Below are 17,614 nucleotides of genomic sequence, written 5' to 3' on the forward strand. Positions count from 1 at the left end.
AGTCAGATCTAGAAAGATTTCTCCGTGTAGTTCGTTGCTCTTGAAGTTAGCTGATTTCCGTTACCGATGTTCACTTTCCACGGGGAGAACGGTACGCCTCCTGCCACTACGCTCACGTTAGAGGCTCGCATCTTCCCCTTCAATCAACGTCGCTAAGAAGAAAAACAGAATCTATTCGAAGCATTTTACTCATCCAAAGATCTAACATTTGGGTCCCAAGGAAGATTATAATCTTCCTTTTCTGATAATACTAGCTTGTTTTTTTAAGATTCTGTGCATTCTTACACAACGTGCATCTTTTCAACGTATAAATATAGTATAGTAATCTTGTAGTACCCATTAACTTCCATCTTAAGAAACGAAAGGAATGAACAAAATGGCTAAATCAAAAGCAAAGAAAATGAGAGAAAAATGTGTTCGTGAAGGAAAACGAAACCCTATTCTTGATCGAAGTGCTTTTGCTCAAGGTGAGATGTATAATCTGATGACAACGAAGAGAACAAAATCAAGAAGTGAAAAACTTAATCGTATCAAACATAAAAAGCGGCTATCATCCACTGGTTTCAGTGAGGATCATAGCCGCTCTTTCGTTTATACCGCTTCCTTCTGACTTTGTTGAACGTGAGAAACGATCACTTTCTTAGACTTCGTGTTAAATAATAAATTTAATGTAACAGCCATCAAACTCCCAGCTACAATTCCGTTTTCCGTGAGAATCTGTATACTTTCAGGAAGTCTGCTGAAAAGTTCAGGTTCAACCGTAACACCTAACCCCATTCCTACTGAGCAAGCAATGATAAGAAGATTTTCTTGTTTAGCGAGGTTCACTTCACTTAGCATTTTGATACCAGAAGCAAACACCATACCAAACATGGCAACCATCGCTCCGCCCATAACGGCTGTTGGAATTAATGTTGTAAGTGCAGCCACTTTAGGAATCAAGCCTAGGAAAATCAACATCCCCCCTGCAACATAAATTACCTGCTTTGCTTTTACTCCGGACAACTGAACAAGGCCGACGTTTTGTGAATATGTCGTATACGGAAATGCATTAAAGATTCCACCTAAGATAATGGCAAGACCTTCTCCTCGATATCCTTTTGTTAAGTCCTTCGGTGTTAAGTCTCTGTCGCATATCTTTCCTAGTGCCATAAACACACCTGTAGACTCGATCAAACTTACGATAGCCACTAAGATCATGGTGATAATTGCACCAAGTTCAAAGGTAGGAACTCCAAAATAAAAAGGTTTTGGCATATGAACCCATGACGCTTCCATAACTGGTGTAAAGTCGACTAAGCCTAGAAATACAGAAACTACAGTTCCCGCAACTAGACCGATCAGGATGGATACGGATCGAATAAAGCCTTTAGAAAAACGATATAAAAGTAGGATGAATGCTAAAACACCAAAAGAGAGCAATAAATTTTGCGCTGAGCCAAAGTCCTCGCTTGCCGCTCCGCCTGCCATGTCTTTGATGGCAACTGGAATTAGTGTAATCCCTATAATTGTTACAACGGTTCCTGTAACGATTGGTGGAAATAGCTTAAGAATTTTGCCGAACGCCCCAGCAAAAATAACAACAAAAAGACCTGCTGCAATAATAGAACCATAGATTGCACTCATCCCATATTGACCTCCAATGGCGATCATCGGTCCTACAGCTGTAAATGTGCAACCTAAAACAACTGGGAGGCCTACTCCAAAGAAACGGTTTTGCCAAACTTGGATAAGTGTTGCTAGTCCACACGTTAGTAAATCGATGGCCACTAAATAAGCTAATTGTTCAGGAGATAATTTTAAGGCGCTTCCTACAATCAATGGCACTATAACTGCTCCTGCATACATAGCAAGAACGTGTTGAATCCCTAAAGAAAATACTTTACCCTTTTTCATGATGACATCACCTCTGATTGGATGAAAGATATCCCATTCGTGTTCATTTCTTTTATTCTTGCGATCGATTCAACGCGATATCCTTTTTCTTCAAGCTTTTGACGACCGACCTGGAACGATTTCTCGATTACGATGCCAAATCCAGTGACCGCAGCATGAGCTTGATCAACGAGGTCCGCTAGTCCAAGGGCTGCTTCACCATGCGCTAGGAAATCATCGATTATCAACACTTTATCACCAGGTTGAATAAACTTCTTGGCTATGGAAATCTCGTTCTGCTCTTGTTTTGTAAAGGAGTAAACGCTAGAAGTTAATAATCCTTCTGTTAAGGTTAACGATTTCTTTTTACGAGCAAAGACGACAGGAACGTGTAACTGTAATCCTGCAAATACAGCGGGTGCTATTCCTGATGATTCAATTGTTATTATTTTTGTTATTCCTTCACTTTTAAAACGATTCGCAAATTCGGTCCCAATTTGCACCATAAGTTCAGGATCGATCTGATGATTCAAAAACGAGTCTACTTTTAAAACGGACGAGGACAATATAATCCCTTCATCACAAATTTTCTTTTCCAAAAAATTCATTTTCCCACCTCATATTTTTTTGAAATACAAAAAACCGGAGAACTGCTTCTCTCTGATTGAGTGAAGCAATTCTCCGGTAATAACAATATCGGAACACATAAATAGCCCAATACATCATAAAAAGATGCATGGAAAGTTTGCGTCACTCGTAGTCAAACCCTTAACGGGGGTTTGGTAGAAACTTGCAGGCCATATCCCTGCGATTATACGAGCCTTATGAAGTTAACTCACATTATACGTTAATCGCTTAAAAAAGAAAACCTCTTTAAGCGACTTCACGATTGTTACTATTCTTTGGCGTATATCTATGGAAGATCGGATATACAAGGAAACCTAAGAAAAATAAACCGATTCCTAAAGTAAAGGTCTTTGCATCCGATGTTCCAGAAATAATAACCCAGCTCGAGTAAATGAATGCCAATAAAGCAATAGCACCATCTCTAACGCGAGATCCTTTTATCTCGTTGTATGTTTCTCCGCTATATACGAGCTTTAAAAAGTAAATTGCAGAAATCAAATACGGAATTAAATATGCTAGCGTTGCTGAAGTGGTTAAGAATGTGTATGCCTCACCAATAGTACCTGATATTGTAGAGAAGATAAATATCTGAGACATAATATTTGTAACTGCTAATGCGTTCACTGGACTTCCATTCTTATTCACTTTAGCGAAGAAAGCAGGAAACACTCCTGATTTAGCTGCTTGATAAGGAACTTCAGAACTTAACAATATCCAGCCAATCGTGGAACCGAACAAAGAGATAACGGCTAACAATCCCATTAAAGAAGCCCCTGTATGCCCAATCAGTACAGATAATACATCTACGAATGGTTTGTCAGAACTCATAAGAACTTCTCTAGGCAGAACGTTCATCGTAAGTAAAGTCGTAATCATATAGATGCTTAACGCAATAAGCAGACCAACAATCGTAGCTTTTTTTACATCTCGTTGTGAAGAAGCTCGTCCGGATAAGACAACTGCTGATTCAATGCCGACAAATGCCCATAACGTTGCAATGGCTGCCATATTGATCTGACTTCCTAGCCCGTGTGAGGTGCCTGTATCATCAACAATCGGGAAGTAAGCATCAGCAAAGATTGTTGACTCTACTGCGAAAAGTGCTGCTACAATAAATAACATAAAGCCGATTACTTTTGAAGCTGTTGCCACAAAGTTAAGTTTACCTGCTCCGTTCATGCTCTTGATTAAAATAAAATGTGTAAACCATAGAAGTACGGTACACACTACAAACGTAATAAGCTTACCTAACTGAATGTCTTGATTAAGAACTGTTCCGATAACCTTAGAACTTCGCATCATTGGGAAAAACGTTGACAAATATCCAGCGAAACTCGTAATAATTGCGACGTTGCTGATCCAGTTTGCTACCCAATATCCCCACACCATACTAAATCCAGCTACATTTCCTGCTTTTGGATTTGAGAACAAAGCTCTTGCATAACTTTGAGGACCTGCTGTTAATTCTGGTTTTCTTATAGATAGAGACCCAAAGACTAACGCGATCATCAGTACGCCAAACCCTGTAACTGCCCATGCCGCAGTAACACCAAGTGGACTAGCTGTTTGAGCTAATGTGTTTGGTAACATAAAGATTCCCGAACCTACCATGTTTCCAACAACAAATGCTGTTAGCAGCCATACACTCCAATTATTATTTTTCATGCTGTAAGTACCTCCTGTTGATTTAAAGCCAATAAAAAAACACGTATGGAAACGCCCATACGTGAATATAATCAGCATCCTCCCAAAATCTCTCATAGCTCAACGCAGAAAGTTCTGCGACAGTTCTGCACTTGTTCAATGCAGCCCCAATGGATTTTTCAAGTGGATAAAAAACCATTTCGGCATCAATTCCTTTTAAACTGTTGTCAAAAGCACCACTTGCCTCTAACAGTTCTACTCATAATTAATGCGACCTCTACCTCACAGAGATTAATGTGAGGACTTTTATTTAATTATTTTCTTTGTACCGTTTTGTAGAATAACAGATTGTTCTTTCAGCGTCAATGAATAAAGATTTATTTATAATCCGAACTCTGTCGGATAGTTTCGTAAACTCTTTTTCCAATTAAAGCATAACCTTTTTCGTTAGGATGAAGTTTATCAGAGAAATAATCTCGTTTATTTTTGTTAATGAAAAGGTCATCCGTGCGTATATAAACCGTATTTTTGTTTTTCTTGGTAACTTCTTTTGTGGATTGATTCCAGTTTGATACAGACTCGTTAACAACAGACATATCACTCCATTCAACTTTAGGGTTATAAATACCTAGTATATAAATGGTCTTAGGGTTCTCTGGATTTTGTACATTTCGAATGATTTGGTTCAAATTTTCTTTGTAAATTTCCTCGTTGGCTGCTAGCTCTTCTTTATTAAATTTAGTCAATAGATCCGTACTTTTCAAAAAATCATTCGTTCCTATATTTATAAAAATCATATCTGAGCTTTTAGCTGTTTTTGCTATTTTAGGATTGCTCAATCGTTCAAGAAGATCAGTGCTTGTATCATTTGGAACTCCAAAATCATGTACAACGAGGTGTTTGTTTAAATCTTCTTCATACCGATCTTCCACATCTCCTATATACCCATTATCCTTTGTATCACCTAATCCGTAAGCGAGTGAATCTCCAAGAGCTGTAACTTCCATTTCTCTAGAATTATAGGAGTATACGCCAAAAGCAACGCCTAACACAACAATAATACCCGCAACCATAATCAATATTTTCTTCATGTTTCTACCTCCGGCTTTCTAGTTGATTATTCTAAGTATGTATCAGGGGGAATTTCTTTAGACCTTACTGCATTATTGCTATTCATACCTGTTTTGAATAGCTTTTAAACAAAAGATGAATATAGCTATTGAAAAATGAATCAAAAAAAGACAACAGAAATTGTTTCTGTTGTCATAGTTGATTATGTTAACTTTTGTGATATCAAGTCTGCTACAAGAATATAGCGTTCAGGTGATGCTCCTATAAAATTAAAAGGATAACATGTTGAGACAGTTAATGTTGCTCTCGGTTTAGGAACAATTACAGTTCTGTCATCTTTGTCAACGATGCGCACATTCCGAATTTTATAGGTAAAGGTTCCTGCTGACGTTTTCACGATCAACGTATCCCCCTTGCCAACTTCACCAAGCTTTCGAAAAACGGTATCTCGGTGTCCAGATAGAACAGAATTGTCTTGTTCTCCTGGTAATACACTTTTCTCGAAATGACCAACACCTCTTTCTAATTCTTCTTCATCTGTTCCATGAAAAATAGGAAGTGTAGCATTTAATTTTGGTATGAATAGTTCACCGATATTCTCACCTTTTTTCGGTCTTACCGAATAAAGTGTTTCTTGATCAGAACTCTTCATGTGTGATTTGGATAACTTATCTGAACTCTTTACGATCTGTGTCTGGCCGGTTTGAAAGAGAAAATATCCTTTAATAAATGTATAAGCATTTGTAGTACTAAACCAAAAACCGAGCAATATTAAAACAAGTGAAAAGATAAGAAGTGTCGTTCGAATACTAATTCTCGTTTTCATTAGATCCCTTTTACCCGAAATCTTCTAAATAAGAATATTCCTGCTACTAAAACACCTAGACCCATTAAAGAGTTCTCCAAATGGTTTGTTGCGGTTGTTGGAAGTTTTCCACCTTTCACTGTTTTCACAGGTGGGCTCGCTTTAGTAGGTGTTGCAGAAACAATCTTTTCAACTTTTTGAATATCTTTACCTGTTTCTTGAATCATTTCAGAGCCAAACATTTCAGCTGTAATACGAATATCAGCTAATAATTTATCATCCAGATTATAGATTTCCATTATAAGATCATTTCCATTTGTAGTTTCCATCGTCATCAACACATCCATTGACACAGCTTGTTTTTGTCCATCTACAACTAAATAGTATTTTGTCTCAAGTTGTAATAGCTGCTTCATCTCAAAAAAGATGGATAGTAGTTCCGCAACTTGTTCAGAAGTAAGTTCGTTTGCTGTTTCAAAATCTTCAAACGCCATCATTCTTTCGGCAAGTACCATCATTTGATCAAGAAAAGCTGGATCTTCCCAATTAAGAGTTTCCATATGAGTTAAAAGCTTTTCTATTTCTCCTTCTGTTAAATCAATCTCTGTAAATAGATCCTCTATATCATCACCTATATAATCATCGCCATTAATATAAAAATCAACGGCTCCTTCAAGGTCCTCAATGTATTCGTAGTTTTCTCTAGAATCATCATTTTCTTTTAATAAAGCGTCCAGTTCCGCAAGTGAAGCTAAGTTGTAATCTCTTAATAGCTGTTGAAGGTTATCATCATTAATAAGAGTTCCTTCCCAGTTATCTCCATTGAGATAATAATCAACAGACCATTCCAGTTCTTCGATATATTCGTAGTTTTCACGTGAATCATCGTTTTCTTTTAATAAAGAATCCAGTTCTTCAATGGATTTTAAATCGTAATCACTTAATAACTTTTGAAGGTTTTTATCGTCTATAGGTGTGCCAATCATAAAATCAACTTCTTCAAACAATTCCTCTTCAAAAATAATGTAAGTTCCGTCAAGAACGTCTTGTCCTTCTTCAATATTTCCATATTCAACAAGAAGTTCATTGAGTTTATCACGACTTATGTCAAACTCTTTTAACACAGCTTGAACACCTTTTTCTGATAGTGGTGTACCAAGCTCATCGACAGAATCAAAATCTCTTAATGCCCACTCTTTACTGTTCAAATAAGCAACAAAATCCTTCGAGTTCCAACCAATCTCTTGTAAAAACGCTTTGTACTCTTTGTCGTTTGCATTTATTGCGAACGCTGACAATGGCAAGATGCTGAGGCTAATCGTAATAGCCAATAAGAAAGTTACAACCTTTTTCATCCCTGACCCCCAAAAAACTTGTTTAGTATAATTTCTAGAAAATTATACTGCCAAAATCTTTTTTTGCATACAAGTTTTTTAGAAATTGCTATTTTAAAAATCATGTGCTGTCCATAATCAGAAATTATATAAAAACATAATGTTCAATATTTCTTCATTGTAAATACCGTCAACTTTGTTTACGATAAAAGTAACTTCTTTTTATTTAGTAAAAATTCTACGAGGTGAACAATGGGTAAACAAAAAAAGAATAAGGCTTATGTAAACAGCTCAAAGAAAAAGAACAACTCTTCTCCTGTTTGGCTTTTTTGGACGATTGGTATTTTGACTCTAGGATTAATCATTTTTCTGTTCAGCGGTGCACTTGATAATAATGATACGTCCACAGCTGACATTTCCTACGAAAACCAGCCTTACTTAGGTGAAAAAGATGCAACTGTTAACATTATTGAATTTGGAGATTACAAGTGTCCTGCATGTAAGAACTTTAATGAGACATTCTTCCCGCTTATTGACAAAGAACTGATTCAAACAGGTAAAGTAAAATTCTATTTCTTAAACTATCCGTTTATTCATGTAGATTCAGAACGATCTGCTATCTTTGGTGAAACCGTTTATAAAGAGTTAGGAAATGAAACGTTTTGGAAGTTTCATAAGACGCTTTATGAAAAGCAGCCTGACGATCAGAGTCTAGAACGACAGGACATTTTTACCGAGAAGTTCTTAACAGAAACACTTGGTGAAGTTACTTCAGATGAAGATGTTAAGAAAGTAACCGAAACATGGAAGAACAAAGAAAACGATAAAGCATTAAAAACAGATGAAGCACTTGTAAGCGACCTTGGTGTAACGAGTACACCAACATTGTTTGTTAATGGTAAAAAGTTTGAAGGTACAACTTTAGAAGATTTAAAGAACATGGTAGATGATGCTGCGAAGGAGAGTAAATAAAGGTGGGTAATAAACCTTTACTGATTGCTTGGATTGCATCGATCCTATCCATGGTAGGAAGTTTGTTTTTTAGTGAAGTCATGAAGTTTGTGCCATGTAATTTTTGCTGGTACCAACGAATTCTGATGTATCCGTTAGTCATTCTGCTAGGAGTTGCCTTTTATCAACAAGATCATAAAGTCACACGTTATGTCCTCCCTCTATCCATTCTGGGCATTATCGTTTCAGGCTATCATTATGCCCTTCAAAAAATACCTGCACTAAAAGCTTTTGAGGTGTGTACATCAGGTATTCCATGTTCGGGTGAATATATAAACTGGCTAGGGTTCATCACGATCCCGCTATTAGCGTTTGTTGGATTTACGATCATAACAATCTGTATGTTATGGATGAGAAAGCAATCGAATTAATCGGTTGCTTTTTCTCTTGGTCTAACCTACATGCATAGAAAAGAGCAGGTCCACTAAATGGAACCTGCTCGTCATTTAAAGAATTAGTTCAAATCAACATTATGATACACTTGCTGCACGTCTTCTAAATCTTCTAAAGCATCGATCAGTTTCTCAAACTGAACCTGTGATTCGTCAGTGAGTTCCACATCGTTTTGTGCAAGCATCGTAAGTTCTGCTACTGAAAACTCTGTAACCCCTGCATTCTTAAATGCTTCTTGCACAGCATGAAACTGATCGGGTTCAGCGTAAACAATTACAGATTCATCCTCTTCAATCACATCTCTAACATCAAGATCTGCTTCCATCAACAGCTCCAATACATCATCAGCTGACTTTCCTTCTAGACCAATTACAGCTGTTGCATCGAACATGTATGACACAGCACCAGAAACTCCCATGTTTCCATTATTTTTATTAAAAGCTGAACGAACTTCCGCTACTGTTCGATTCACATTATTCGTCAAGGTATCCACAATAATCATCGATCCGTTCGGACCAAAGCCTTCATAACGAAGTTCGTCGTAGTTCTCGTCTGAACCGCCTTTTGCTTTTTCAATCGCACGGTCGATGATGTTTTTAGGTACGCTATATGTTTTTGCACGTTCCAAAACCACTTTTAACGACTGATTGGATTCCGGATCAGGCTCACCTTGTTTAGCAGCCACATAGATTTCACGACCAAACTTTGCATAGATACGGCTAGTATTTGCGTCTTTTGAAGCTTTTTTCTCTTTAATATTATTCCACTTACGTCCCATATTGTTCACTCTCTTTCAACTTTAAATCTATGTAGAACATTATACATCAACTTAACTAATTTTTAGTAGTATAAGGATCAAAACAAAAGCAACCCAATAAACAGGTTACTTTTAACTATAATCCATATTTGTAGATTCTTTCTGGTCTGCCAACACCTCCATAAGTGATGTCCGCTTTTGCTTTTTGTTCTGAAACGAGATATTCTAGGTACCGTCTTGCAGTTGTTCGGCTAACTCCGGTACGCTGTCCGAGATCTTCTGCCGTAAAGCCTTTTTTGTGTTGCATCAATATGGACAAAATCTTTTCTAATGTAATAGGATCTATTCCTTTTGGGAGTATGAAAGGTTCAATCTCGACCTTTTCACGTTTTAATAAAGAATCAATCATATTTTGATTGACTTCTTTATCAGCTGACAATTGTGTGATAGATCGCTTATAATCGTTAAATTGTAGTAAAGTATCTTTAAATCGCTGAAAGATTACAGGCTTTACTATATAATCAAAAATACCATCCTCAAGAGCGTGTTTTAAGGTTTTTACCTCTGTTGCAGCTGTTATCATGATGACTTCCATTCCTCGAAATTCACTTCGAATCCACCTTAACAGGTCAAGTCCATTCATATCCGGAAAATATATATCCAAGATAACTAAGTCAGGTTTTAATATCGAAATCTGTTCTTTTGCCTCTTCTTCGTTCAATGCGATGCCACATACAGAAAAACCTTTTACTTTTTCAACAAATTTTCTGTTGATCTCAGCAATACGAATGTCGTCCTCAACGATAAAAACTTCCCATGAATTCATGATGTCTTTCCTCTATTCTTTTGGGATTATTACAGTGAAAAGCGTTGTTCCCGCTTTTGTTCTCTCAAAAAAGATATGACCGTCTAATACTTCCAAAGCTTGTTTGATTAGATATAAACCATACCCGCGATTCTGTCCTTTTGTAGAGAATCCCTTTTTATATAACTTATTAGCGATATCTCCAGGAATTCCTTCTCCATTATCTTCAACTTCAATGATCAGCTGTTCTCCAAAATCAGAAAGATTGATTGTTACTATTGGGTCATATGTTCCTGACTCTATTACAGCTTCCATGCTATTATCTATTAGATTACCTATAATCGTAACTAGTAATTGTCTGTCGATTGAGTCTGGAATATCTTTTAGGTGACTTAAAGGATCAATCGAAAATTCTACTCTTAGCTCATTCGAACGATTGAACTTACCAATTAATAGACCACCTATATAAGGATCAGAAATATGCTTCATAATAAATTGTGTAAAATGATGATGAACATTTGATTCTTTTGTAATAATATCTTGTGCCTCCTGATAAGAACCTAGCTGAATAAGTCCGGATATTAAATACAGTTTATTTGAAAATTCGTGTGTTTGAGCTCTTAAGCCTTCACTATAGCTTTTCACTTGCGCAAGTTCTTCATTTAAACGGAAAAGCTCGTCTCTATTCCTAAAAGTTGCGACAGCCCCTATGACTTGATCATGATGATTGAATATTGGAATTCTATTGGCGATAACTTTCGTGTTTCCTAGTTTCATCTGTTCGTCAAATTCATTTCTTCCAGAAGCAATAACATCAAGTAATCTTGTATTCGGAATAGCTTTTAACACATTTTCACCCAATAACCTCTCACTTTCTGTTTGTAGCATCTGAAGTGCAGTGTGATTGGCAAGGGTTATTTCACCTTCTCGATTAACAGCAATGACCCCTTCTCTAATCGCTTCTAAGATCGCGCTTTTTTCTTTGTATAACAATCCGATCTCTTTTGGTTCTAATCCATGGGTTGCTCTTTTTACTCCTTTTGCAATCAGTACAGAACCGAGTGTTCCTAGCAACAAAGTAATCGTGCCTATAATGATTATTTTTATTTTATATGGCCAAATGTCCTCTTTGATCTGATCAGTTAGAAAACCTACTGATACCAATCCAATGATTTCGCCGTCATTATTTATAACGGGTGATTTTCCTCGTACAGCTGGACCAAGTGAGCCTGTTGCTTCAGTGATACTCGGTTCACCAGATAAAGCTTTTTGGTTGTCACCACCAACCATCTTCTTACCGATTCGTTCTTTAATGGGGTGTGAATAACGAACACCTTCTTTGTTTCCAACTACGATGTAATGAGCTCCTGTTTTCTTTCTGATTTTCTCTGCATAAGGCTGAATCAATTTAGAGGGATCATTACTTTCAAACGCATCAATAACAAGTGGATTGTTACTTACTGCATAAGAAACACTTAGTGCCCTCTCCCCAATTTGACTCTTCATCGTGTCTTCAAACATATTTTGAAAGATAACCGCTAATACGGCGATCACTAAAAAGATTAGGGAACAGCTGATGAGAATTAATTTTGTTTGCAGTTTCATAGTTTCCCTCCGTGAAAAATAGAAAAGACTTTCTCAGAATAGAAAGTCTTCTCTATCAGTCTTCTTTTATCCTTCAACGTTTACAACAACTTCTTTTCCTCTTAACCGAAGAACAAATGGTATGAGAATCCATAGAACAGCGCAAACCAGAAAAAAAGCAGAAATGGGTTGTTGAATAAATACCATAAAATCACCGTTCGATGTTGTTAAAGCACGTCGCATGTTGTTTTCAATCATTGGCCCTAAGACTAAGCCGAGTACAAGAGGAGCGATCGGATAGTCGTTCTGTGCTAATAGATATCCAGCAAGTCCAAAGCCGATCAATAAAAATAGATCGAACGTGGTCACTTGTACGGCGTAAACACCAAAGACAGAGATGGCAATTATGATGGGTAGTAAGTATTTAGCAGGTGTTTCAATAATTTTCGCAAAAACCTTAACAAGAGGCATGTTAAGGAGAAGAAGCATTAAGTTTCCGATAAACATCGAAGCAATGAGTCCCCAAGCTACGTCAGGGTGATCACTAAACAATAAAGGACCTGGCTGAACGTTATACATGATAAGAGCTCCCATAAGAATCGCTGTCGTTCCTGAGCCTGGAATTCCGAGAGTCAATAAAGGGATCATCGCTCCTCCAGAAGCTGCGTTGTTGGCTGACTCTGGAGCGGCAACTCCGGCAATCGCTCCTTTTCCGAACTTGTCAGGATTTTTACTTATCTTCTTCTCAGCAATATATGAAAAGAAAGAAGCGAGTGTTGCGCCTGCACCTGGTAAAACACCAATAAAGAACCCTAAAAATGATCCGCGCGCTATCGGTCCGGCACTTTCTTTTAGATCTGCTTTAGAAGAGATAACTCTCCCAACTTTCGCTACCTTTTCAGCATCTTCTTCCTTATGCAGAACAGTCTTAAACACCTCACCTAATGCAAACAAACCAACAGCAACCGTTAAAAATTCAAGTCCTCCAAACAGAACAGGAATATCATAGGTGAATCGAGCAACACCTGAAACCGCATCGATTCCGATTGTGGCAATCAAGAGTCCGGTTACAGTCATCATCCAGGCCTTCGTGATCGATCCCCCCGCCAAACCGCTAACTGCTGCAAGTCCTAACAGCATTAAAGAAAAATATTCAGCAGGTCCAAATTTCAATGCCACCTCTGAAAGTGGTTCTGCTAATAACACCAATCCGATGATGGAAACGATTCCGGCAAAAAATGACCCGATGGCTGCGATAGATAATGCAGCTCCTGCTCTTCCTTGCCTAGCCATCTGATAACCATCAAGTGTTGTAACAACAGATGAAGATTCACCAGGTGTGTTTAATAGAATGGACGTAGTAGATCCACCGTACATGGCACCGTAATACACACCTGCTAACAGAATGATAGAACTTGTAGCTGCTGCAGAAGGATCCATTCCGCTCGTAAAAGTAGCGGTTACAGGTATTAAGAGTGCAACACCACTCATCGGTCCGATTCCAGGTAAAACACCTACTGCCGTTCCAATTAATACTCCGATAAAAGCAAAGAATAGATTTTGAGGCTGTATCGCCGTTTGAAATCCTTGCATTAAAAAATCCATAACACCCATTCTAAAGTCCTCCTAACTAAACCAAATTGGCATTCCAGGCAAAGAGCCTTCCAACACAACAACGAATAAATAGTAGACAAAGAATGAGAATGCCAATGCAATGATTCCATTTTTTATCCAACTTCCTCTTTCCATCGCTTGAAAGGAAATAAACAAAAATAAGAAAGTACTTAAGACATAACCTAATGTTTCGATGAAACCTGCGTACAGAAGACTTGCAGTTAAAATAATGACAAATCTTTTGATCTGTATGGTTTCTTTGTTCTTTATTTCTTTCTGTATGTTTTTAAATGATTCAAGAAAAAGTTTAACGCTAAGTAAAATTAGAATAAGTCCTAAGAGAAAGGGAAAAACGTTAGGTCCAACTTCACTTCCATAAGCACTTTTTGAAATGTTGCGGCTTTCTATTAAAAATGTAGCTCCTAGTAAAGCAAATAAGATACTTGCATAACGGTCAAACTTTCTTGTTTGCAAAGTGCTTCCCTCCTTATTTGAAGAATGGAGAAGTAGAAAAACTTCTCCATGTCAGATCTATTTATTCATTTCTAATGATTTCAACAAGTCTTCTACTTGTTTTTCTTGATCTTTTAAGAAAGTTTCAAATTCTTTACCATCTTTAAATTCCGCTTCCCAACCGTTCCGCTCTAGCTCGTCCTGCCACTCTTTACTTTCATTTAATTTCTTCAAAGTTTTATCCCAATATGCCACTGCACTATCAGACATCTCTTTCGGTCCGAAGATCCCTCTCCAAATCGTGAAATCTGCATCGATTCCAGCTTCTTTAAATGTAGGAACATCAGCAAGATCTCCTTTTAAACGCTCCGTTGAAGAAATTCCAAGCACTTTTACTTTCCCCGCTTTTAAATATTCCCCTACTGCAGAAGCATCAGTTGCGATATAGTCTGCGTTGCCTCCCAATAGAGCTGCAATCGCCTCACCACCGCCATCGTATGAAACATACTTGACTGTTTTAGGATCAATGTCAGATTTGTAAGCAGGAAGAACAGCAACGAGATGGTCCATGGATCCAGGTGCAGATCCTCCAGCTGCTGTAACAGACTTCGGATCTTTCTTAACAGCTTCCATTAGTTCTTTTAGATTGTTGTATTTTGAATCTTCTTTAACAACGATTGCTCCAAAGTCTTTTGTTAATTGTGCAAGTGGTGTTGTATCTTGAAAGCCGTACGGACTGTTTCCTTCTTTTTTCAAGTTATTGATTAAGATTGGCGGAGAGTTCACATAAAGTTTGTAATCATCTTTCTTATGCTGTGTTGCAAATTCTGCAAGATAGACAGCTCCGCCTCCTCCAGGTTTGTTTTCAACAGTCATCGTTTGCTTAACTGTTTTTGTTTCACCTAAAATTTTGGTCAATGAACGTGCCGTAAGATCCCATCCACCTCCAGCACCCGATGGAGCAACTACTGTTACTGGTTTTTTCGGATAATCAGATTCTCCTGCATTTGAACCTGAGCCTCCGGTACTACAAGCAGTAAGTGAAGATAGTATGACTCCTACTACAAGCCAATTTTTCCATTTCTTCATTTTCATCATTCAAATCCCCCTTATTAATGATAGCGCTTTCATTTTCTTTTCATTATCCTACCATTCACATTTTTAAATGGAAGTTTAACAGCATAAAATGCATTTTGTTCATATTGTTCACGAAAAAAAAGACCACTAAGAATATCTTAGTGATCCATTCCATTACAACAAGCTGTTAACGTTGTGATGAATTTATGTTTCTTCCGTAAAATATCTCATCCATCTCTGCATTGATCAACCCTGTGATGTGTTCTTGAGTATCGCTATCAATTTCATCCTTTGTATAACCAAAAAGATAGTTATTGAGTTCAAAATGCTTTAGTTTGCACTTTGTGTGAAAGATATTTTCTTGATAGATATTTGTGTCTATCATGGTATAAGTTTCTTTAATATCTGCAGAAAGATAGTTTTGTATCGAATTGATGTCATGATCGATGAACAGCTTGTGGCCTTTGATATCTCTCGTAAATCCTCTAACTCGATAATCCATCGTCACAATATCCATATCGAATGAATTAATCAAATGATTGAGTGCTTTTAGCGGTGAAATTTCCCCACAAGTAGAAACATCTATATCAGCTCTAAACGTACTAATTCCTTCTTCTGGATGAAACTCAGGATATGTATGAACGGTTAGGTGACTCTTATCAAGTTGCATAACTACAGATTCTGGCATAGCGGTTGAATTTTCATCAAATGAATCGGTTGGTACTTCTACAATTGGTCCTTCCGAGACAAGTACAGTAACACTGGCCCCTTGAGGTACATAATCTTGTTTGGCTATATTTAGCACGTGAGCTCCAATCGTATCGGAAACAGTTTGCAAAATATTCGTAAGCCTTTCCGCGTTGTATTGTTCGTCGATATACTCAAGATAAGCTTCCCGCTCTTCTCTCGTTTTCGTATAACAAACGTCATACAGATTAAAGCTAAGCGATTTAGTAAGATTATTAAACCCGTGTAATGTTATTCGTTGATCTGGTGAGATAGACATATGTTAGAATCCCCTTATGTTTAGACATTCAATATTCTTTACAACAATGATGGAAATATATCTATAATACCCATTTAAATGATTTGAAAAACAGTATGAGGTTGAAAAAGCGTCAACATTGCTTTGTGATGGTTTGTTTCTGACCGTAAATTAAGAATGTAAGTGGTGAATCCAAAAGTTTCGACTCTCAATCCACGAGATTTTGCTGTTTATCCACGAGTTTACAATCCTCGACACTTATCGACACCTACTTCTTTGCGATTTTCAGCTAGAGCTAATACGTTGCATAAAAAAAGATCCTCAAAAGCTATCTTAAGCTTTTTGAGGATCTTTACATTTAGGCTTTCTCAACTTTAGCCACCGGAACAACCTTTTGTCGAATAAGTGGTAGCATCGTTAATATACCGATTGCAAATAGCAGTGCTGCCCCTTCAAACATTAACACAAGTGAAAATGTTTCTTTTAGCCAACCCGTAATGGACATCGTAAGAACCATCGCACCCATAAATAATGGATTTAATATACCGTTAACACGGCCGATGAATTTAGCCTCTGTATTCTGGAGAATGAGCGTATTGATACCGATATGAACGCATGGCATGAATAGACCACTTATGAACTCGGCAGATAAAGTTAACCAGAAATGTTCGGAGAATCCCATAATCATAAATCCGATCGCACTTGCTCCCATTCCTAAAGCCAATAATAATTGTGGCTTAACTTTGCTCGCGATTCCAATGGTCAAACCTCCACCTAGAATCATTCCAGTACCGAAAGCTGCCATGAGCCATTGCAGTTCTTCTTTAGGAAGACCTAATTGTTCTGTTACTAAGAAAACGGTTAACGGCTGTGTTAATCCTAAAGCTAATCCGGCTACGGCGAAACACGCACCTAGTAAGGTTAAAGAGCGTCTATTGAGCACATAGCTGAAACCTTCTTTCATCTCTAACCAAATAGAAGGTTTCTCTGTCGTTTTCTCTACTTCTTCATCAGGAGGAAGTAAAAGAAGAATAACGGCCGACAATACGAAAGCTATTCCCATGATTGCGATTGCTACTGTAATCCCAAATTGCTGGTATACATAAGTTCCGAGAATTGGACCTAAAATCATAAATACAGCAAAAAGTGTTTGATACATCGACATCCCTAACTGTACCATTTTCTCAGGTACATGAATCTTAAATAACTTCATACCTGATGGCTGAGAAAATTGGGACAAGATCGATGAAACGAGCGTTGCAAAGAATATGACTTTCCAGCTTCCAAAAAGTAGCGTCAATAAAACTACGAAGATCGATACGGCACTTAACAAATCACACCAAATCATCGTCTTTTTCGGTTTCCATCTATCTGCAAACGTTCCACCAATGAACGAAAACAAAAATATTGGTGCAAACTCTGCTACAGATATTAATGATACAGCGATTGGATTTTCGTTCGTTTTTTCTATCACGTACAACAAGATGGAATAGTTACGAACCCATATTCCAATCTGTAAAAAGAATACCGAAAAAAGAATGGTTCGAATCACTTTATTTTGAAGAAGCATACCCATTGT

18 protein-coding genes and 2 riboswitches are annotated in these 17,614 nt (G+C 37.5%); of the genes, 3 read left to right on the forward strand and 15 right to left on the reverse strand.

Annotated features, from left to right (window positions below; all coding sequences use genetic code 11):
- Positions 1–8 precede the first annotated feature (8 nt).
- On the reverse strand, positions 9–131 hold the full coding sequence (locus P4V41_RS13550) for a hypothetical protein (RefSeq protein ID WP_328085576.1): 123 nt from the start codon (positions 129–131) through the stop codon (positions 9–11).
- A 245-nt stretch (positions 132–376) separates the two neighbouring features.
- On the opposite strand from P4V41_RS13550, the gene P4V41_RS13555 reads away from it, so the two are divergent.
- On the forward strand, positions 377–610 hold the full coding sequence (locus tag P4V41_RS13555) for a hypothetical protein (protein WP_328085577.1): 234 nt from the start codon (positions 377–379) through the stop codon (positions 608–610).
- Here P4V41_RS13555 and P4V41_RS13560 read toward each other — a convergent pair.
- The 6 genes from P4V41_RS13560 to P4V41_RS13585 all read right to left on the reverse strand — a co-directional run bounded on the left by P4V41_RS13560 (position 592) and on the right by P4V41_RS13585 (position 7,377).
- Positions 592–1,896: a nucleobase:cation symporter-2 family protein gene (locus tag P4V41_RS13560; protein ID WP_328085578.1), complete on the reverse strand. Its 1,305-nt coding sequence runs from the start codon at positions 1,894–1,896 to the stop codon at positions 592–594. The genes P4V41_RS13555 and P4V41_RS13560 overlap by 19 nt on opposite strands.
- Positions 1,893–2,483, reverse strand: coding sequence for a xanthine phosphoribosyltransferase (locus P4V41_RS13565; RefSeq protein WP_328085579.1), 591 nt, complete (start codon positions 2,481–2,483; stop codon positions 1,893–1,895). Before P4V41_RS13565 ends, P4V41_RS13560 begins: the two co-directional genes overlap by 4 nt.
- 129 nt (positions 2,484–2,612) lie before the next feature.
- A riboswitch (purine riboswitch) is annotated at positions 2,613–2,714 on the reverse strand.
- Between the two features lie 34 nt (positions 2,715–2,748).
- Entirely contained in the window at positions 2,749–4,167 is a 1,419-nt protein-coding gene (locus tag P4V41_RS13570; RefSeq protein WP_328085580.1) for an amino acid permease, read from the reverse strand.
- A gap of 87 nt (positions 4,168–4,254) precedes the next feature.
- Positions 4,255–4,434: riboswitch (Lysine riboswitch) on the reverse strand.
- Positions 4,435–4,523: 89 nt separating this feature from the next.
- A complete protein-coding gene (locus tag P4V41_RS13575) occupies positions 4,524–5,237 on the reverse strand; it encodes a GDSL-type esterase/lipase family protein (RefSeq protein ID WP_328085581.1) in 714 nt (237 codons plus the stop codon).
- 182 nt (positions 5,238–5,419) lie between these two features.
- Positions 5,420–6,043, reverse strand: coding sequence for a class D sortase (locus P4V41_RS13580; RefSeq protein WP_328085582.1), 624 nt, complete (start codon positions 6,041–6,043; stop codon positions 5,420–5,422).
- Positions 6,043–7,377 carry a processed acidic surface protein gene (locus tag P4V41_RS13585; RefSeq protein WP_328085583.1) on the reverse strand — a complete coding sequence of 445 codons (1,335 nt, stop codon included), beginning with the start codon at positions 7,375–7,377 and terminating at the stop codon, positions 6,043–6,045. Before P4V41_RS13585 ends, P4V41_RS13580 begins: the two co-directional genes overlap by 1 nt.
- A 231-nt stretch (positions 7,378–7,608) precedes the next feature.
- Between P4V41_RS13585 and P4V41_RS13590 the strand changes: the two genes are divergently transcribed.
- Positions 7,609–8,328: a DsbA family protein gene (locus P4V41_RS13590; protein ID WP_328085584.1), complete on the forward strand. Its 720-nt coding sequence runs from the start codon at positions 7,609–7,611 to the stop codon at positions 8,326–8,328.
- A gap of 2 nt (positions 8,329–8,330) precedes the next feature.
- Positions 8,331–8,738 carry a disulfide oxidoreductase gene (locus P4V41_RS13595; RefSeq protein WP_328085585.1) on the forward strand — a complete coding sequence of 136 codons (408 nt, stop codon included), beginning with the start codon at positions 8,331–8,333 and terminating at the stop codon, positions 8,736–8,738.
- An 83-nt stretch (positions 8,739–8,821) separates the two neighbouring features.
- Here the strand turns inward: P4V41_RS13595 and P4V41_RS13600 are convergent, their stop codons facing one another.
- From P4V41_RS13600 to P4V41_RS13635, 8 genes are all read right to left on the reverse strand, one after another.
- The gene (locus P4V41_RS13600) at positions 8,822–9,538 is read right to left on the reverse strand and encodes a YebC/PmpR family DNA-binding transcriptional regulator (RefSeq protein WP_328085586.1); all 717 of its coding nucleotides are present in this window, start codon (positions 9,536–9,538) and stop codon (positions 8,822–8,824) included.
- A 115-nt stretch (positions 9,539–9,653) separates the two neighbouring features.
- Complete coding sequence (locus tag P4V41_RS13605) at positions 9,654–10,343, reverse strand: response regulator (RefSeq protein WP_328085587.1); 690 nt, start codon at positions 10,341–10,343, stop codon at positions 9,654–9,656.
- A 12-nt stretch (positions 10,344–10,355) separates the two neighbouring features.
- The gene (locus tag P4V41_RS13610; protein WP_328085588.1) at positions 10,356–11,927 is read right to left on the reverse strand and encodes a sensor histidine kinase; all 1,572 of its coding nucleotides are present in this window, start codon (positions 11,925–11,927) and stop codon (positions 10,356–10,358) included.
- A 66-nt stretch (positions 11,928–11,993) separates the two neighbouring features.
- Positions 11,994–13,520, reverse strand: coding sequence for a tripartite tricarboxylate transporter permease (locus P4V41_RS13615; RefSeq protein WP_328085589.1), 1,527 nt, complete (start codon positions 13,518–13,520; stop codon positions 11,994–11,996).
- Positions 13,521–13,532: 12 nt separating this feature from the next.
- A complete protein-coding gene (locus P4V41_RS13620) occupies positions 13,533–13,994 on the reverse strand; it encodes a tripartite tricarboxylate transporter TctB family protein (RefSeq protein WP_328085590.1) in 462 nt (153 codons plus the stop codon).
- 57 nt (positions 13,995–14,051) lie between these two features.
- A complete protein-coding gene (locus tag P4V41_RS13625) occupies positions 14,052–15,068 on the reverse strand; it encodes a tripartite tricarboxylate transporter substrate binding protein (RefSeq protein WP_328085668.1) in 1,017 nt (338 codons plus the stop codon).
- Between the two features lie 169 nt (positions 15,069–15,237).
- Positions 15,238–16,056, reverse strand: a complete 819-nt coding sequence (gene speD / locus P4V41_RS13630; protein WP_328085591.1) for an adenosylmethionine decarboxylase — start codon at positions 16,054–16,056, stop codon at positions 15,238–15,240.
- A 337-nt stretch (positions 16,057–16,393) separates the two neighbouring features.
- On the reverse strand, positions 16,394–17,611 hold the full coding sequence (locus P4V41_RS13635) for an MFS transporter (protein ID WP_328085669.1): 1,218 nt from the start codon (positions 17,609–17,611) through the stop codon (positions 16,394–16,396).
- Positions 17,612–17,614: the final 3 nt, after the last annotated feature.

Source organism: Fictibacillus nanhaiensis, from assembly GCF_036213205.1.
In the GTDB taxonomy this organism is placed as follows: Bacteria; Bacillota; Bacilli; order Bacillales; family Fictibacillaceae; genus Fictibacillus; species Fictibacillus nanhaiensis_E.